Source organism: Bradyrhizobium sp. YCK136 (assembly GCF_044570075.1).
Taxonomy (GTDB): Bacteria; Pseudomonadota; Alphaproteobacteria; order Rhizobiales; family Xanthobacteraceae; genus Bradyrhizobium; species Bradyrhizobium diazoefficiens.
The window spans coordinates 9,286,445-9,302,549 of the sequence record NZ_CP172424.1 but is presented as its reverse complement, the minus strand read 5'-3'; the positions used below and the strand labels follow the sequence as shown (position 1 = coordinate 9,302,549).

Sequence of the window (16,105 nt, the reverse complement as noted above, 5' to 3'; positions counted from 1 at the left end):
AATGAATGGAACCGAAAGCATGACCAACCTCACCCCCACGGGCTTCCTCAGCGTCAGTGGCGCCAGCCTCGAATATAAATGGCTCGCGCCGCAATCAGCGGAGGCACCGACCATCATCTTGCTGCACGAAGGTCTCGGCTCGGTCGGGCTCTGGGGCGACTTCCCGGAACAGCTTCGAGAGGCGACCGGTGCCGGCATCTTCGTCTATTCGCGTGCGGGCTACGGGCAGTCGAGCCCGGTCGCGCTGCCGCGGCCGCTGGATTACATGCACCGCGAGGCGTTGGAGGTGCTTCCGAAACTGCTCGATGCGATCGGCTTCAGGCGCGGCCTCCTGCTCGGCCATTCCGACGGTGCCTCGATCGCGACGATCTACGCCGGCGCGCACCAGGATCATCGCCTGAACGGCCTCGTGCTGATCGCGCCGCATTTCATCGTCGAGGACATCTCGGTGAAATCCATCGCCGCGATCAAGACCGCCTATGAGACCACCGATCTCAAGCCGAAGCTCGCGCGCTGGCACAAGGACGTCGACAACGCCTTCTACGGCTGGAACGGCGCCTGGCTCGATCCGAAATTCCGCGACTGGGACATCTCCGAATACCTCGCCTATATCCGCGTCCCTGTCATAGTCCTGCAAGGCGTGGACGACCAATACGGGACGCTGCGCCAGGTCGAAATTGCGCAGGAAGAGTGTTACTGTCCGGTAGATTTGAAAATTATTTCAGACGCGGGCCATTCCCCGCATCGTGAAGCGCCGGGGGCGACGCTTGACGCAATTGAGCAATTTGCAAAGGCGGCCCTGCGCGACGATCAGGGACTTCAGGGACGCGCCGCATGATGTTGCGGAGGCGCACCTCGCATGAGTGCGCCGCCGAATGCGAGCGGCCCGCTGCCGTGGCCGCAGTGGGCCTATGTGCCGGGCGAGGCCGGGCTCGATGCCGACTACGAGACGCTCGCCATGGCCAAGGCGCTGGCGCCTTCGGCGTTTCGCGGCCATGTGCCGGCACGCCATCCGGCGCTGCGCTACGGGCTCGCGCTCAACGACCGCGGCTATTTCTGGGAAGCGCAGGAGGTGCTGGAGGCGGTGTGGGCCGCAGCGCCCCAAGGCGGCCGCGAGCGCATTCTGCTGCGGGCCTGTATCCACATCGCCAATGCGAATTTGCGGCTGCGCATGCAAAGGTCGCATTCGGCGGCACGGCTGTTTGGCGATGCGCTGGCGGAGCTGCGCGCGCTGAGCTCGCGCAAGGCGGCGGTCGGCGACGGCTTTGTCGAGAGCTTTCCCATTGCTGCGCTGACGGCCTCGCTCCAGGCCAAGCTCGGTCGTCCCCAGCTCTCCAAGGCCGACTGGATCGCACTCGGCACCATCGTGCGGTCCTAGACACTGGCATGAAACAAAGTGCATGTATTGGCTGTTAAGGACTAGACGCGCTCTGAAATATGCACTATTGTGCATCTAACGGTAAAACCAAGACGAACTCAAGGGTGGCCCATGGCCGGGGAAGATCGGCGCCTCGCAGGCGGCGCGACATTCATCGATTTCCAGACCGAACCGTCCCGCTACAAGCACTGGAAGCTCGCGGTCGACGGTGACGTCGCGACCCTGACCATGGACGTCGACGAGAACGGCGGCCTGTTCGAGGGCTATCTGCTCAAGCTCAATTCCTACGACCTCGGCGTCGACATCGAGCTTGCCGATGCGATCCAGCGGCTGCGCTTCGAGCATCCCGAGGTGAAGGTCGTGGTGATGCGCTCGGCCAAGAACCGCGTGTTCTGCGCCGGCGCCAACATCCGCATGCTCGCGGGCTCGACCCACGCCCACAAGGTCAATTTCTGCAAGTTCACCAACGAGACCCGCAACGGCATGGAGGATTCGTCCGAGAATTCCGGCCAGCGCTTCATCACCGTGGTGAACGGCTCGGCCGCGGGCGGCGGCTATGAGCTTGCGCTCGCGACCGACCACATCATTCTCGCCGACGACGGTGCCTCTTCGGTGGCGCTGCCCGAAGTGCCGCTGCTCGCGGTGCTGCCGGGCACCGGCGGCCTCACCCGCGTCGTCGACAAGCGCAAGGTGCGCCGTGACCATGCCGACTTCTTCTGCACCATCGAGGAAGGCGTGAAAGGCAAGCGCGCCGTGCAGTGGCGTCTCGTCGACGAGATCGCGCCGAACTCGAAGCTGGAAGGCAGGATCACCGAGCGCGTCAAGGAATTTTCCGCGGCCTCCAGGCGCAACGGCAGCGGCAAGGGCATTGCGCTGACGCCGCTCAAGCGCATCATCGACGAGACCAGCCTGCGCTACGGCTTCGTCACCGTCGACGTCGATCGCGCCGCCCGCATCGCCACCATCTCGATCAAGGCGCCGGAGGCGGCGCCGCCGGCCGACATCGACGGCATGATGGCGCAGGGCGCCTCGTTCTGGCCGCTCCAGGTCGCGCGCGAGCTCGACGATGCCATCCTGCACTTGCGCATCAACGAGCTCGAGATCGCCATGCTGGTGTTCAAGAGCCATGGCGACCGCGCCCATGTGCTCGCATCCGATGCCTTCCTTGAAGCCAACAAGGCGCACTGGCTGGTCAACGAGATCAGGCATTACTGGAAGCGCGTGCTCAAGCGTATCGACGTCACCTCGCGCACGCTGGTGACGCTGGTCGAGCCCGGCTCCTGCTTTGCCGGCACGCTCGCCGAGCTCGTCTTCGCCGCCGACCGCTCCTACATGCTGATCGGCACCCGCCAGGGCGACAACCGCCCGCCGCCCGCGATCGAGCTGTCGGCGATGAATTTTGGCCCGTATCCGATGAGCCATGGTTTGACGCGGCTTCAGTCTCGCTTCCAGGCCGACCCGGCCGATCTGGAACGCGCCGAAGCCACCATCGGCACGAGCCTGGACGCCGAAGAGGCCGAGGAGCTCGGCCTCGTCACCTTCGCGCTCGACGACATCGACTGGGACGACGAGGTCCGCGTGTTTCTGGAGGAGCGCGCCAGCTTCTCGCCCGACAGCCTCACCGGCATGGAAGCGAGCCTGCGCTTCGTCGGCCCGGAGACGATGGAATCAAAGATCTTCGCGCGCCTGACTGCCTGGCAGAACTGGATCTTCCAGCGCCCGAACGCGGTCGGCGAGGAGGGCGCGCTCCGCCGTTACGGTAGCGGCCAGAAGCCGAAATTCGATATGACAAGAGTTTAGGGAGAAGCACGGCCATGAACATGAACATCATGAACGTCGACTACTCGACCAAGATTCCGAACAACGTCAACCTCGCTGAAGACCGCCAGGTGCTGAAGGCACTCGAAGGCTGGCATCCCGGCTACATGGACTGGTGGAGCGACATGGGGCCGGAAGGCTTCCAGGAGTCGCTGGTCTATTTGCGCACCGCCTACTCCGTCGATCCGCGCGGCTGGGCCAAGTTCGACTATGTCCGCATGCCCGAATATCGCTGGGGCATCCTGCTTGCGCCGCAGGAGGAAAACCGCGTCGTTCCGTTCGGCGAGCATTTTGGCGAGCCGGCCTGGCAGGAAGTGCCGGGCGAGCATCGCGCCATGCTGCGCCGCCTGATCGTGATCCAGGGCGACACCGAGCCCGCCTCGGTCGAGCAGCAGCGCCATCTCGGCAAGACCGCGCCCTCGCTCTACGACATGCGCAACCTGTTCCAGGTCAACGTGGAAGAGGGCCGTCACCTCTGGGCGATGGTGTATCTGCTGCAGAAATATTTCGGCCGCGACGGCCGCGAGGAGGCCGACGATCTGCTCCGCCGCCGCTCCGGCGACGCGGACGCGCCGCGCATGCTCGGCGCCTTCAACGAGGCGACGCCGGACTGGCTGTCGTTCTTCATGTTCACCTACTTCACCGACCGCGACGGCAAGATGCAGCTGCACAGCCTCGCGCAGTCGGGCTTCGATCCCTTGTCGCGCACCTGCCGCTTCATGCTGACCGAAGAAGCGCACCACATGTTCGTCGGCGAGACCGGCATCACCCGCGTCGTGCAGCGCACCTGCGATGCGATGCGCGAAGCCGGCATCACCGATCCCACCGATATCGCAAAAGTCCGAGCGCTCGGTGTCATTGATCTTCCGACCATCCAGAAGAAGCTGAACCTGCACTACACGCTGTCGCTCGATCTGTTCGGCTCGGAGGTCTCGACCAACGCGGCCAACGCCTTCAATGCCGGCATCAAGGGCCGCTATCACGAGACCCAGATCGAGGACGATCACCAACTCAAGAACGCCACCTATCCGGTGCTCAAGTTCATCAACGGCGAGATCAAGCTGGTCGACGAGCCGGCGCTGACCGCGCTCAACATGCGCCTGCGCGACGATTACAGCCAGGATTGCGTCAAGGGCATGCTGCGCTGGAACAAGGTGATCTCGACCGCGGGCTACGACTTCAAGCTGACCTTGCCCAACGTCGCCTTCCACCGCCACATCGGCGAGTTCAAGGACGTCCATGCGACGCCCGATGGCATTTTGATCGACGATGCGACCTGGGCGAAGCGCAAGGACGAGTGGCTGCCTTCGACAGCCGACGGCGACTTCATCACCTCGCTGATGCAGCCCGTCACCGAAACCGGCAAGTTCGCCTCCTGGATCTCGCCGCCGAAAGTCGGCATCGACAACAAGCCCGGCGATTTCGAGTACGTGAAGATCGAGTCGTAGGCGCGGCCTCATACTCAGCTGTCGTCCCGGACAAGCAAACGCCTGGCAACGCATAGCGTTGCCAGGCGTTTGTGTAGATCCGGGACCCATAACCCCAGGGAGAGGTCGTAGCGCGAGCAGCCAACCACGAGTCTTCGCCAAACCACTCCCTGTGGTTATGGATCCCGGATCTGCGCTCGCTTTGCTCGCTTGTCCGGGACGACACTAAATATGAGGTGAGGGCGTCGCGTCTATCAACCAGCGCACTCGCTCTCTTAGTCCCCCGGGTTCAGCTACCCCGCGATCTCCAGCCCGGCATTGGCGTAGACCACGCCGCCGTCGACGGCGATGGTGTTGCCGACCACGTAATCGCCCGCACGCGAGGCGAGATAGATCGCGACCCCTGCCATGTCCTCGTCGGTTCCGATGCGCCGCGCCGGAATGCGCTTGGCGACGTCGTCCGCATGGTCGCGCGCGGCCCGGTTCATGTCGGACTTGAACGCGCCCGGCGCGATCGCGGTGACGTTGATGTTGTCCTTGATCAGTTTCGTCGCCATGCGCCGGGTCAGATGGATCACGGCGGCCTTGCTGGCGGCGTAGGAATAGGTCTCGCTCGGATTGACGAAGATGCCGTCGACCGAGGCGATGTTGATGACCTTGGCCGGATGTTCCGCGCTTGCCGCCGCGCGCAGCGGCTTCGCCAGCGCCTTGGTCAGGAAGAACAGCGACTTGACGTTCAGGTCCATCACCTTGTCCCAGCCGCTTTCCGGGAATTCGTCGAACTCAGCGCCCCAGGCGGCGCCGGCATTGTTGACGAGGATGTCGAGCTTCGGCTCCAGCTTGATGATTTCGCCGGCGAGCTTGTCGCAGCCTTCGACGGTCGAGATGTCGATCGGCAGCGCGATGCACTCGCCGTCATAGAGAGCCGAGAGCTCCTTCGCCGTCGCCTCGCACGGGCCGGCCTTGCGCGCGGTGATGTAGACCTTCGCCGCGCCTTGCGCGAGGAAGCCCGCCGCGATCATCTTGCCGATGCCGCGCGAGCCGCCGGTCACGAGTGCGATGCGGCCTTTGAGCGAGAACAGATCGTTGAACATGGTACCTCCCTTTGGTGGCGCTCGTTTTGGGCGGGGAGGGGGAGGGAGTCAATCTTGACGTCGACCTGGCCTTCGCCAGGACGACGGCAGAGATTGCGGTGACAGCGGTGGACGACAGAAACTTAAGCCGCCGCAATCCGGCGAAAGCCGTTCCACATCGCGGTCGCGGCGCCCGAGGTAAGCACCGGCAGGATCCGCGTGTCCTGGTAGTTGCCGTTGAGCGAGATGCGCGGCAGCGCGGTCATGTGGCCGGCGTTCTCGGCGAACAGCATGCCGGGCCGCGTCGTCACCGCGGTCTTGAAGCCGGCCGATGCGGCCAGCGCAAATTCGCGCATCCCGGCCGCCTCGCGGTCGCCATAGGGATAGGCGAAGTGCAGCACGGGACGCTCCAGCACCCGCTCGATCCGCGTGCGGCTCACCGCCATCTCCTGCGCGGCGATCTCCTCGCTCTGCCTGGCGAGATTGCAATGGCTGATGGAGTGCGCGCCGATCGTGACCAGCGGGTCTGCGGCCAGCTGCTTTACCCCGTCCCAGGACAGGCAGAGGGTGTGGCACAGCGCTTCCATGCCGACGCCGTGCCTGGTGCAGAGCGCTGCGATCTCGCGCGCGAGATCGTGCTCGCCCGGCAGCGCGCGCAGCCAGTCATGCAGGCGGTCGAACGCCGCCTGTTTCGCGGCAGGCGTCGTCGCGTCGAGCCGCAGCGCGGAATTGCCGATCTGCACCTCGATCTGCTCGGCCCTGGCGATCACGGCTTCCAGCGCGGTCCACCACAGCCGCCCCGTGCCCTCGGCGAAATCGCTGGCGACGTAGACCGCCAAAGGCGCGTCAAATTCGCGCAGCACCGGCAGCGCATAGTCCAGATTATCGCGATAGCCGTCGTCGAGGGTGAAGGCGGCGAAGCGGCGGGTGAACCTGCCCTGCACCAGCCGCTCATGCAGCTCGTCCATGCTGACGATGTCGATGTCGCGCGAGCGCAGATGACTCAGCGTCGCGCGCAGGAAATCCGGAGTGACTTCGAGATGTCGGTTCGGCTGGAACGTGGCCTCGCGGGCCGGCCGCACGTGGTGCAGCATGAAAATGGCGCCGACGCCCGACAAAAGCGGGCGCAACAGGTGGTGCGCCCCGCTGAAATAGAGTGCTCCCAGCCCGGCGCGGATGACGTTGTTACGAAGTTGTTTCATGACCCGCTGGCGGACTCTGGCATTCCGTCCTCAACTTACGGAAGAACCCTTGAAGAAAAAGTTATTCCAATTGTCCACGCAAAGGCCTTGCGAGGGCCGCCATTTCCGGTTTGACAGCCTGCCAAGGGTTTGTTTTGTCTCCGGTTCCAGAGTTCGGGTCGTCGAATGCAGAAGCTTTTCAGGTGGGCCAGCAAATGGTGGCCAGGGCTGATCCCCCTGGCCGTCATGTGGGGATTTGCGGCCTGGAATAACACCTTACCGGTCGAGGCGGACCTGTCAGCCCGCAGCTCGGCGGCGCTCAAGGAGACCGTTCTGGACAAGACCCGGATCGCGGTGGACGGGCGCGACGTCAGCCTGGCCGCGGACGCCTTTTCCGAGGAAGGGCGCCGGGACGCGGTAATGGCGGTGGAGATTGTCCCGGGCGTGCGCCTGGTCGACGACCGGACCCGCCTCGTTGCCGAGGCAAAACCCTTCGTCTGGAACGCCGAGCGTGACGTGGTGCGGGTGACGCTGTCGGGCTCCGCGCCCTTGCCGTCGATCAAGGCCCGCCTGACGGAGGCGGCACGCAAGGAGGTCGGCGGCGTCGAGGTCGCCGATCAGATGGGGCTGGCACGTGGCGCGCCGCCGCGCTTCGAGGCCGCCGCGATGCTGCTGCTCGACCAGATCGGCAAGCTCAAGGACGGCAAGATCACGATCTCCGACACCAAGATCAACCTGTCGGGCATGGCGCGCGATCTCGGCGGACGCGAGGCGATCGCGGCTGCGCTGAAGAACTTGCCGGAAGGGTTCTTGATCGCCGCCAACGACATCAAGGCGCCGCCCTATATCTTCCAGGCCTACAAGGATCCGGTTGCCGCGACCGTGACGCTGACCGGCTATGTTCCCGACAACAACGTCCACGCGGCGATCGCAACCAGCGCGTCGCGAAAATTCTTCAACGAGAAGGTCGTCGACAATCTCAAGCCCAGCCTCGGCGCCCCCGGCGCCTTCAACCCCGCCGTGGTCGCAGCGCTCGGGGCGCTGTCGCGGCTGTCGACCGGCACGCTCGTGGTGTCCGATCGCGAGGTGAAGCTGTCGGGCGATGCGCTCTATGAAGGCGCCGGCAACGACATCCGCGCGGGCCTTGGCAAGGACTTCCCGAAAAACTGGCAGTACAAGCCGGAAATCACGGTGAAGCCCGCGGCAGGCCCGGTCGACGGCACCGTCTGCCAGCAATTGTTCTCCGAGCTCCTGAATAAGGGCAAGATCCGCTTCGCCACCAAGCGCGCCGACATCGATCCGGACTCGGCGGGAATCCTCGACCATCTCATCGAGACGGCGCTGCGCTGTCCCACCACCAATATCGACGTCGCCGGGCACACTGATGCCGACGGTGAGGACGCGTTCAACCAGGCACTCTCGGAGAAGCGCGCGCAGGCGGTGATCGACTATCTGGTCAAGGCCGGCCTGCCCGCCAGCCGCTTCACCGCGATCGGCTACGGCAGCACGCAGCCCGTCGCCGGCAACGACACCGACGACGGCAAGGCGCAGAACCGCCGCATCGAATTTCTGGTGAGGTGACGATGCCCTATCTCGTTTCGTTCCATCTGGGCTGGCTGATCGGATCGCTGGTGCTGGGCTTTTGCATGGGCTGGATCTCGGTGGTCCAGCGCGGCAACGGCACCTCGAAGGTCACCGCGCGCTGGCTCGCCGCGCTCGCCGTAGCGCTGGTCGCGGCCTCGCTCGCGCATGTGGTCCCCGGCCGCTTCGGCTACTGGCTCGACCTCGGCCTCATCATGTTCGCCTGCTACCTGGTCGGCTGCACCATCGGCGCCTGGTTGCGCGACCGGGTGGTCTCGCGGAGCCAGCCGGCGGCTTGAGTCCTTGGTTCGCGTGAGGCCATCGCTCTCTCGCTCCCTCCCCCCTTGTGGGGGAGGGAGCGTACCGCCATCGGCGCGCTAGGCGAGGCTCATCCCATCAGTTCCAGATCCAACATTGCGATAACAGCCTGATCGGATTGCGAAATCGCCGAGCGATGAAACTACGCTTGACAATAATACGTACGTACGTATTATTTTGCTCATGCCAAAGCCTTCGCTCAAAGACGCCATCCTCGACGCCGGCCTCAAGGTCATGTTCCGAACCGGCTATCACGGCACCAGCGTGCGCGACGTCACCGCTGCGGCGGGCGCGCCGCAGGGGTCCTTCACCAACCATTTCCGCTCCAAGGAAGCGTTCGCTTCGGAGGTGCTCGACCGCTACTTCGACGTCACCAGGGGGCTGGTCGCAGAAGCGCTTGAGGACACGACGCTGACGCCGCGCGCGCGCCTCAAGCGCTATCTCGACATCATCACCGGCCGGCTCGAGGCCGACGGTTATGGCCGTGGGTGTCTGATCGGCGATCTCAGCCTGGAGGCGACCGGCAGCAGCGAAATGCTGCGTACGCGCCTGACCGAGATTTTTGTCGAATGGCGCGTGCCGTTCGCGGCCTGCATCGCCGAGGCTCAGGCGCGCGGCGAGATCGCATCCGATTTCGAGCCCGAGGAGCTTGCCGACTTCCTGCTCGCGTCCTGGCAGGGCGCGATCCTGCGCATGAAGGTCGATCGCAATCCGAAAGCGCTCGAACGTTTCAAGACCATCGCATTTCAGACCGTGTTCAAGGAGCTGACATGAGCAAGCCAATCGAGATCGAGATTCGCAGAGCGCCCGTGCTGGGAAGCAGCATAGCTTACCGCGAGACGGGTGCGCAGGATGCGCCGGTTGTGCTGTTCCTGCACGGCAACCCAACCTCGTCGCACATCTGGCGCAACATCCTGCCGTTGGTGTCACCGGTCGCGCATTGCATTGCGCCCGATCTCATCGGCTTCGGCCAATCCGGTAAGCCTGACATCGCCTACCGCTTCTTCGACCATGTCCGCTATCTCGATGCGTTCATCGAACAGCGCGGCGTCACATCGGCCTATCTCGTCGCGCAGGACTGGGGCACGGCGCTCGCATTTCATCTCGCCGCGCGCCGGCCGGATTTCGTACGCGGATTAGCCTTCATGGAATTCATCCGCCCGATGCCGACCTGGCAGGATTTCCACCATACCGAGGTCGCGGAGGAGCAAGATCATTTCGAGGCGGCGAGGGCGGTCTTTCGCAAGTTCAGGACGCCGGGCGAGGGTGAGGCCATGATCCTCGAGGCGAATGCGTTCGTCGAGCGCGTTCTGCCCGGCGGAATCGTCCGCAAGCTCAGCGACGAAGAGATGGCGCCCTATCGCACGCCGTTCCCGACGCCTGAGAGTCGCCGCCCCGTTCTTGCGTTTCCCCGCGAGCTGCCGATCGCAGGCGAGCCCGCCGATGTCTATGAGGCGCTCCAATCCGCCCATGCGGCGCTGGCCGCATCTTCCTATCCGAAACTGCTGTTCACGGGCGAACCGGGCGCGCTCGTCTCGCCGGAATTTGCCGAGCGGTTTGCGGCCTCGCTGACGCGTTGCGCGTTGATCCGGCTCGGCGCGGGATTGCACTATCTGCAGGAGGACCACGCTGACGCAATCGGCCGATCGGTGGCCGGCTGGATCGCCGGCATCGAAGCGGTGCGTCCGCAACTCGCCGCGTGAGGAGGATGAGATGTCGGATGTGACGATCGTCTATTGCCGTCCCTGCGGCTACGAGAAGCGTGCGAAGGAAGCTGCCGCAGCGCTGCGCCGGCAACTGGCGCTGGAGGCGGATCTCGTGGCCGGCAAGGGCGGCATCTTTCAGGTCAAGCTCGGCGACAGGATTGTGGCCAGCCGCAGCAAACGCCATTTTCCCGGCACCGACGAAATCGTCGCAGCCGTCACCGCGGCGCGGCATTGATCCGGGGAGGCACGCAGATGCCGGTCGTCTGGAACGAAGATCCGGCGGCAATCGACTGGAACGAGCTTTCCGCGCTCTACCGCACCGCACCGCTCGGCAACAAGACACCAGCCGATCTCGCGCTCGTGTTCGGCAACAGCATGTTCTGTGCCTTCGCTTACGACCAAGGCCGGCTGGTTGGTGCCGGCCGAGCGCTGGCGGACGGCCGCGACTGCGCCTACCTCTGTGATGTCGCGGTGCGCCCGGACTGTCAGGGGCAAGGCCTCGGCCGCGAGATCATCGAGCGGCTGCTGGCGCGATGCCGCGGACATCGCAAAATCATCCTCTATGCGGTGCCTGGCAAAGAGGGCTTTTATGAGCGTCTCGGCTTCCGCCGGATGACGACGGCCATGGCGATTTTCGACGACCAGGCCAGTGCCTATCAGCGCGGCTATCTGACCGCCCCTTAAGCTACTGTTGCGCCGCACCTGTTTGGTGCATCGGAAAATCCGTCCAGAACGACCCCGTCGCCCCTCTTTCAACAGCCGGGCGCGGCCCATAGATTGACGTCGGCTTAAAACGTGACGGAACATTGCGCGGCCGAAATCATCAAAACTTCATGGCGTCTGCGCAGGATTGCCATGGAGATTCGCGTCAGCCTTGCCGCCGAAAGCGCCAAACCGTGCATCCAGAGCCCGCAACCCTGCCTAAAATATTGAAGGCACGTGATTTTGTTCGAATTGGCGAATTCCACTCCGCCCCAAAACGCGCTAGTGGAGGGTTAGGGGGCATGCGCGATGCCGGAGCCGGCGGCGAGGGTTCGTTGAGTGCCTTTGCGTCGTTTGCCTGTTCGCCGGCCGTCCTGGCCGCTGAAGCGTTGTTCGAGGTCTAGATGCTGGAAGCCATACGCAGGGCGATGACGTTTCTGCGCCAGAAGCAAGTCCTGCATAAGCTTGGAGTTGTGATCAGCGTCGCGGTCATCGGCATCGCTTGCTATGTGCTCTACCACATGCTGCGCGGCATCGACTTCAACGAGGTGATCGAGGCGATCAAGAGCACCGAGCCGAGCCAGATTGCGATGGCGGCGCTGTTCGTGGCCGCGGGCTATTTCACTCTGACCTTCTACGACCTGTTCGCCGTGCGTGCGATCGGCCACGCCCATGTGCCTTACCGCATCAATGCGCTCGCCGCTTTCACCAGCTATTCGATCGGCCACAATGTCGGCGCCAGCGTCTTCACCGGCGGCGCGGTGCGCTACCGCATCTATTCGGCCTATGGGCTGAACGCGATCGATGTCGCAAAGATCTGCTTCCTCGCCGGCCTGACCTTCTGGCTCGGCAATGCCGCCGTGCTGGGCCTCGGCATCTCCTACCATCCGGAGGCGGCGGCCTCGATCGACCAGCTTCCGCCCTGGCTGAACCGGACGCTGGCGCTGATGATCATCGTGGGACTGGTCGGCTATGTGGTCTGGGTCTGGACCCAGCCGCGGGTGGTCGGCCGCGGGCCCTGGACCGTGGTGCTGCCGGGCGGACCGCTGACGCTGCTCCAGATCGCGATCGGCATCATCGATCTCGGATTCTGCGCGCTCGCAATGTACGTGCTGGTCCCGGACGAGCCCAACCTCGGCTTCGTCGTGGTTGCCGTGATCTTCGTCTCGGCCACCCTGCTCGGCTTTGCCAGCCACTCGCCCGGGGGCCTCGGCGTGTTCGACGCCGCCATGCTGGTCGGCCTCTGGCAGATGGACCGGGAGGAACTCCTGGGCGGCATGCTCCTGTTCCGCGTCCTCTATTATCTGTCCCCCTTCGTCATATCTGTAATCTTGCTGACGTTTCGCGAAGTTATAATCGGCGCCCGATCGAAGCGTTTGCAGCAGGCGGCGCTCAAGCTCGACCCCGCCCCGGCGCGTGAAGCCGCCTATGTGAGAGAGCGCAGCGACGGCACCGCCTGACGGCGCCAAGCCTTTAGGACAAAGCCTTTAGGACGAAGCCGTTAGGACAAGCCCCTAGGAGAAGCCCGCCCCGATGGCGATTGACGCCCCATCTTCTCCCACCGCGCAGCCCTGGTCCGACCGGCTGCGGCACTCGACGATCATCCTGATCGCCGCGGCGCTGGCGCTGTCGGTCGTGGTCTCGCTCGGCGAATTGTCGGTGTTGCACGCCGTTGCCGTGTTCCTCTGCATCGCCGCTGCGGCGCTGATCCCCTGGCGGCTGCACGACACCGCCGCCTCGCGCGACGATGTCAGGCGCATCAACCCGGTCGAGAGCGCCGCGGTGGCCGCGGTCGTCGCCGGCATGCCGGATCCGGCGGTGCTGCTCGACCGTGCCGGCCGTGTCATCCATCTCAACGCGGCCGCCGCCCAGCTTGCGCCGGCGCTGCGCAGGAACGAGCTCGCCCAGTTCGCGCTGCGCTCGCCGGAGATCATCACCGCGCTGCGCGAGTCGATCGCGACCACCGAGCCGCGGCGCGCGACCTATCTCGACCATGTCCCGGTCGATCGCTGGATGGAGCTGATCATCACGCCGGTGCCGGTGCCGACCACCTTCGGCGGCGCCGACAAATGCATGCTGATGACCTTCCACGACCAGACGCCGCTGCGCCGGGTCGAGGAGATGCGCGCCGACTTCGTCGCCAATGCCAGCCACGAGCTGCGCACGCCGCTCGCCGCGCTGTCGGGCTTCATCGACACGCTCCAGGGCCAGGCCAAGGACGACCCCAAGGCGCGCGAGCGCTTCCTCGGCATCATGCACAACCAGGCCACCCGCATGGCGCGCCTGATCGACGATTTGCTTTCGCTGTCGCGGGTCGAGCTGTCGGCCCATGTGCGCCCCGACACCCTGGTCGACCTGCTGCCGATCATCCGCCAGGTCGCCGACGGGCTCGAGCCGCTGGCGCGCGAGCGCCAGGTCGAGGTCGAGATCCATCTGCCGGAGCCGCCGGTGATGATCGCGGGCGACCGCGAGGAGCTGCTCCGCCTGTTCGAGAACCTGATCGAGAACGCGCTCAAATACGGCGCCTCGGGCGGACGCGTCATCGTGTCACTGACCTCAGGCGCCGCCACTGATGGAACTCAGGAAATCCGGGTCATGGTCCGGGATTTCGGCCCCGGCATCGCGCCTGAGCACCTGCCGCGGCTGACCGAGCGGTTCTACCGGGTCGATGTCGGCGACAGCCGCTTGCAGGGCGGGACCGGGCTCGGATTATCGCTGGTGAAACATATTCTTAACCGGCATCGCGGCCGGCTTTTGATCGAAAGCGTGCCCAAACAGGGCGCCACTTTCACCGCCTGTTTTCCCCAGATCAGGCCCCCGGTGACAGTCTGAAATTCAAGCGATTTCAATCGCTTGGGGGCTGTCATCCGACTGTCACGAAACCTTCGTAAAAGCACAGCCGACCGCTCCTAAAGGGGCGGCACGGGGAGCGCGATCGGGCGCGGATGGCGCTTCGCTCCCCTGTATGGAGACCAGCATGAATTTCCTCAAAACGATCGTCGCTGCCGGCTTGGTCGCCGCATCGACGACGGCGGCCTTTGCTGCCGATATCACCGGCGCCGGCGCGACGTTCCCGTTCCCGATCTATTCCAAGTGGGCCGACGCCTACAAGAAAGAGACCGGCAACGGTCTGAACTACCAGTCGATCGGCTCCGGCGGCGGCATCAAGCAGATCCAGGCCAAGACCGTGACCTTCGGCGCCAGCGACGCGCCGCTCAAGGCCGAGCAGCTCGAGAAGGACGGCCTCGTCCAGTGGCCGATGGTGATGGGTGCCATCGTTCCGGTCGTCAACATCGAGGGCGTGAAGCCGGGCGAGATGGTGTTCGACGGCGAGACGCTCGCCAGCATCTATCTCGGCAAGATCACCAAGTGGGACGATGCCGCGATCAAGAAGCTCAATCCGAGCCTGAAGCTGCCCTCGGAGGCGATCACCGTCGTCCGCCGCTCCGACGGTTCGGGCACCACCTTCAACTTCACCAACTACCTCTCCAAGGCCAGCGCGGACTGGAAGAGCAAGGTCGGCGAGGGCACGGCCGTCGAGTGGCCGGTCGGCGTCGGCGCCAAGGGCAACGAGGGCGTGTCCGGCAACATCGGCCAGACCAAGAACTCGATCGGTTACGTCGAGTACGCCTATGCCAAGCAGAACAAGCTGACCTACACCGGTCTCGTCAACAAGGCCGGCAAGCCGGTGCAGCCGACCGTCGAGGCCTTCCAGGCGGCCGCCTCGAACGCCGACTGGGCCAAGGCGCCCGGCTACTACGTCATCCTGACCGACCAGCCCGGCGACAAGTCCTGGCCGATCACGGCGGCGACCTTCATCCTCATGCACAAGGATGCCACCGACAAGGCGGCCTCGCAGGAAGCCATCAAGTTCTTCCGCTGGGCCTTCAAGAACGGCGGCAAGGCGGCTGAAGAGCTCGACTACATCCCGATGCCCGAGGGCGTCGTGACCCTGATCGAGAAGACCTGGGCTGCCGAGATCAAGAGCTAGGGTCCAGACTCAATTGAGCCAATATGCGACGAGAGCGGCGAGATGAACAGCGGCCAAAAAATTACGGGCGAGCTTGTCATATCGCGTGGCGATGCGCCGGAAGTCCTTGAGCCTGCAAAAGCAGCGTTCGATGACATTTCGTCCTTTGTAGGCGCGTTTGTTGAAGCGATGGATGACGACACGGTTAGATTTATTGGGGATTACGGGCTTGGCGCCACGACGAATGATTTCGCCGCGAAGCTTGTCGCCATCATACCCTTTGTCGGCGAGGAGCACGCTCATGGGTGGCGCGAGCGCCAGGACATCGGGAGCCGCAGCGATATCGGCATCCTGGCCTGGAGTCAGATGCAGGACGACCGGCCGGCAGAGCGGATCGCTCAGCGCATGGATTTTTGTCGTGCGGCCTCCGCGCGAGCGGCCGATTGCTTGATTGTGCTCCCCCCTTTTCCGCCGGAGGCACACCGGTGAGCTTTAATCGAGGTCGAGTCGAGCGACAGTACGACGCCGTCTTCGCCAGGCTTGGCCAGCGCTTCGAAGATTGCGCACCATCGTCCTCGCTTGGCCCAGCGATTGAAGCGATTGTAGATCGTCGTGTAAGGGCCGTATTCACGTGGACAATCACGCCATCGTGCACCCGATTGCAGCATGTGAATGATGCCGCTGACGATGCGTCGGTCGTCGTCCCGATCCGGCCCCGTCAGTCCCCTCGGCAGATGCGGTTCGATACGCGCCCATTGCCTGTCGTTCAGCCAAAACAAACCAGCGCGCATTCTCTCGCCCCCGAATCAACACGTAGGCAAGAGAATCACGTGGCGCTATTTAGGTACAGACCCTAAGCGCTGCTGTCCCGGACAGGGTGCCGGGATCTCAAAAGACCTCCGCTCCGGATCGGCCTCGTGCCGCATCCGGAGCGCAAGACCAACAACAAGC

At 64.4% G+C, this 16,105-nt stretch carries 16 protein-coding genes; 13 read left to right on the top strand and 3 right to left on the bottom strand.

Translation table 11 applies throughout. The features are described 5' to 3' along the window. Positions 1–19: 19 nt before the first annotated feature. The 4 genes from ACFLEY_RS45080 to boxB all read left to right on the top strand — a co-directional run bounded on the left by ACFLEY_RS45080 (position 20) and on the right by boxB (position 4,644). The gene (locus ACFLEY_RS45080) at positions 20–838 is read left to right on the top strand and encodes an alpha/beta fold hydrolase (RefSeq protein ID WP_171901158.1); all 819 of its coding nucleotides are present in this window, start codon (positions 20–22) and stop codon (positions 836–838) included. A 21-nt stretch (positions 839–859) separates the two neighbouring features. Beyond that, positions 860–1,378, top strand: coding sequence for a DUF309 domain-containing protein (locus tag ACFLEY_RS45075; RefSeq protein ID WP_060909412.1), 519 nt, complete (start codon positions 860–862; stop codon positions 1,376–1,378). Positions 1,379–1,489: 111 nt separating this feature from the next. Further along, positions 1,490–3,178 carry a 2,3-epoxybenzoyl-CoA dihydrolase gene (gene boxC, locus ACFLEY_RS45070; protein WP_060909411.1) on the top strand — a complete coding sequence of 563 codons (1,689 nt, stop codon included), beginning with the start codon at positions 1,490–1,492 and terminating at the stop codon, positions 3,176–3,178. Between the two features lie 14 nt (positions 3,179–3,192). Continuing rightward, positions 3,193–4,644 (top strand): benzoyl-CoA 2,3-epoxidase subunit BoxB, encoded by a 1,452-nt coding sequence (gene boxB, locus ACFLEY_RS45065; RefSeq protein ID WP_011083901.1) that lies wholly within the window; start codon positions 3,193–3,195, stop codon positions 4,642–4,644. Between the two features lie 272 nt (positions 4,645–4,916). On the opposite strand, the gene ACFLEY_RS45060 is transcribed toward boxB, so the two are convergent. Continuing rightward, the gene (locus tag ACFLEY_RS45060) at positions 4,917–5,717 is read right to left on the bottom strand and encodes an SDR family NAD(P)-dependent oxidoreductase (RefSeq protein ID WP_060909410.1); all 801 of its coding nucleotides are present in this window, start codon (positions 5,715–5,717) and stop codon (positions 4,917–4,919) included. A 122-nt stretch (positions 5,718–5,839) separates the two neighbouring features. Next, positions 5,840–6,898, bottom strand: a complete 1,059-nt coding sequence (locus tag ACFLEY_RS45055) for a polysaccharide deacetylase family protein (RefSeq protein WP_211434238.1) — start codon at positions 6,896–6,898, stop codon at positions 5,840–5,842. 165 nt (positions 6,899–7,063) lie between these two features. Between ACFLEY_RS45055 and ACFLEY_RS45050 the strand changes: the two genes are divergently transcribed. The 9 genes from ACFLEY_RS45050 to pstS all read left to right on the top strand — a co-directional run bounded on the left by ACFLEY_RS45050 (position 7,064) and on the right by pstS (position 15,175). After that, positions 7,064–8,458 (top strand): OmpA family protein, encoded by a 1,395-nt coding sequence (locus tag ACFLEY_RS45050; protein WP_060909408.1) that lies wholly within the window; start codon positions 7,064–7,066, stop codon positions 8,456–8,458. A gap of 2 nt (positions 8,459–8,460) precedes the next feature. Then, positions 8,461–8,757, top strand: a complete 297-nt coding sequence (locus tag ACFLEY_RS45045) for a hypothetical protein (RefSeq protein ID WP_028172731.1) — start codon at positions 8,461–8,463, stop codon at positions 8,755–8,757. A 202-nt stretch (positions 8,758–8,959) separates the two neighbouring features. Continuing rightward, complete coding sequence (locus ACFLEY_RS45040; protein ID WP_060909407.1) at positions 8,960–9,550, top strand: TetR/AcrR family transcriptional regulator; 591 nt, start codon at positions 8,960–8,962, stop codon at positions 9,548–9,550. Beyond that, entirely contained in the window at positions 9,547–10,479 is a 933-nt protein-coding gene (locus tag ACFLEY_RS45035) for a haloalkane dehalogenase (RefSeq protein ID WP_060909406.1), read from the top strand. Before ACFLEY_RS45040 ends, ACFLEY_RS45035 begins: the two co-directional genes overlap by 4 nt. A gap of 10 nt (positions 10,480–10,489) precedes the next feature. Beyond that, complete coding sequence (locus tag ACFLEY_RS45030; protein ID WP_060909405.1) at positions 10,490–10,717, top strand: SelT/SelW/SelH family protein; 228 nt, start codon at positions 10,490–10,492, stop codon at positions 10,715–10,717. 17 nt (positions 10,718–10,734) lie between these two features. Next, a complete protein-coding gene (locus ACFLEY_RS45025; RefSeq protein ID WP_028172735.1) occupies positions 10,735–11,166 on the top strand; it encodes a GNAT family N-acetyltransferase in 432 nt (143 codons plus the stop codon). A 422-nt stretch (positions 11,167–11,588) separates the two neighbouring features. Then, positions 11,589–12,644, top strand: coding sequence for a lysylphosphatidylglycerol synthase domain-containing protein (locus ACFLEY_RS45020; protein WP_060909404.1), 1,056 nt, complete (start codon positions 11,589–11,591; stop codon positions 12,642–12,644). A 73-nt stretch (positions 12,645–12,717) separates the two neighbouring features. After that, complete coding sequence (locus tag ACFLEY_RS45015; protein ID WP_011083910.1) at positions 12,718–14,016, top strand: ATP-binding protein; 1,299 nt, start codon at positions 12,718–12,720, stop codon at positions 14,014–14,016. 145 nt (positions 14,017–14,161) lie between these two features. Then, positions 14,162–15,175 carry a phosphate ABC transporter substrate-binding protein PstS gene (gene pstS, locus ACFLEY_RS45010; protein WP_060912775.1) on the top strand — a complete coding sequence of 338 codons (1,014 nt, stop codon included), beginning with the start codon at positions 14,162–14,164 and terminating at the stop codon, positions 15,173–15,175. A 9-nt stretch (positions 15,176–15,184) separates the two neighbouring features. On the opposite strand, the gene ACFLEY_RS45005 is transcribed toward pstS, so the two are convergent. Then, a protein-coding gene (locus tag ACFLEY_RS45005; protein ID WP_110115998.1) for an IS5 family transposase occupies positions 15,185–15,945 on the bottom strand; the annotation gives its coding sequence in 2 pieces (ribosomal slippage) (positions 15,185–15,606 and positions 15,606–15,945; 762 coding nt in all). Positions 15,946–16,105: the final 160 nt, after the last annotated feature.

Excerpts from the sequence above, each read along its gene's own strand:
- ACFLEY_RS45080 (WP_171901158.1), top strand. The coding sequence starts at position 20 with ATGACCAACCTCACCCCCACGGGCTTCCTCAGCGTCAGTGGCGCCAGC.
- ACFLEY_RS45075 (WP_060909412.1), top strand. The coding sequence starts at position 860 with ATGAGTGCGCCGCCGAATGCGAGCGGCCCGCTGCCGTGGCCGCAGTGG.
- boxC (WP_060909411.1), top strand. The coding sequence starts at position 1,490 with ATGGCCGGGGAAGATCGGCGCCTCGCAGGCGGCGCGACATTCATCGAT.
- boxB (WP_011083901.1), top strand. The coding sequence starts at position 3,193 with ATGAACATGAACATCATGAACGTCGACTACTCGACCAAGATTCCGAAC.
- ACFLEY_RS45060 (WP_060909410.1), bottom strand. The coding sequence starts at position 5,717 with ATGTTCAACGATCTGTTCTCGCTCAAAGGCCGCATCGCACTCGTGACC.
- ACFLEY_RS45055 (WP_211434238.1), bottom strand. The coding sequence starts at position 6,898 with ATGAAACAACTTCGTAACAACGTCATCCGCGCCGGGCTGGGAGCACTC.
- ACFLEY_RS45050 (WP_060909408.1), top strand. The coding sequence starts at position 7,064 with ATGCAGAAGCTTTTCAGGTGGGCCAGCAAATGGTGGCCAGGGCTGATC.
- ACFLEY_RS45045 (WP_028172731.1), top strand. The coding sequence starts at position 8,461 with ATGCCCTATCTCGTTTCGTTCCATCTGGGCTGGCTGATCGGATCGCTG.
- ACFLEY_RS45040 (WP_060909407.1), top strand. The coding sequence starts at position 8,960 with ATGCCAAAGCCTTCGCTCAAAGACGCCATCCTCGACGCCGGCCTCAAG.
- ACFLEY_RS45035 (WP_060909406.1), top strand. The coding sequence starts at position 9,547 with ATGAGCAAGCCAATCGAGATCGAGATTCGCAGAGCGCCCGTGCTGGGA.
- ACFLEY_RS45030 (WP_060909405.1), top strand. The coding sequence starts at position 10,490 with ATGTCGGATGTGACGATCGTCTATTGCCGTCCCTGCGGCTACGAGAAG.
- ACFLEY_RS45025 (WP_028172735.1), top strand. The coding sequence starts at position 10,735 with ATGCCGGTCGTCTGGAACGAAGATCCGGCGGCAATCGACTGGAACGAG.
- ACFLEY_RS45020 (WP_060909404.1), top strand. The coding sequence starts at position 11,589 with ATGCTGGAAGCCATACGCAGGGCGATGACGTTTCTGCGCCAGAAGCAA.
- ACFLEY_RS45015 (WP_011083910.1), top strand. The coding sequence starts at position 12,718 with ATGGCGATTGACGCCCCATCTTCTCCCACCGCGCAGCCCTGGTCCGAC.
- pstS (WP_060912775.1), top strand. The coding sequence starts at position 14,162 with ATGAATTTCCTCAAAACGATCGTCGCTGCCGGCTTGGTCGCCGCATCG.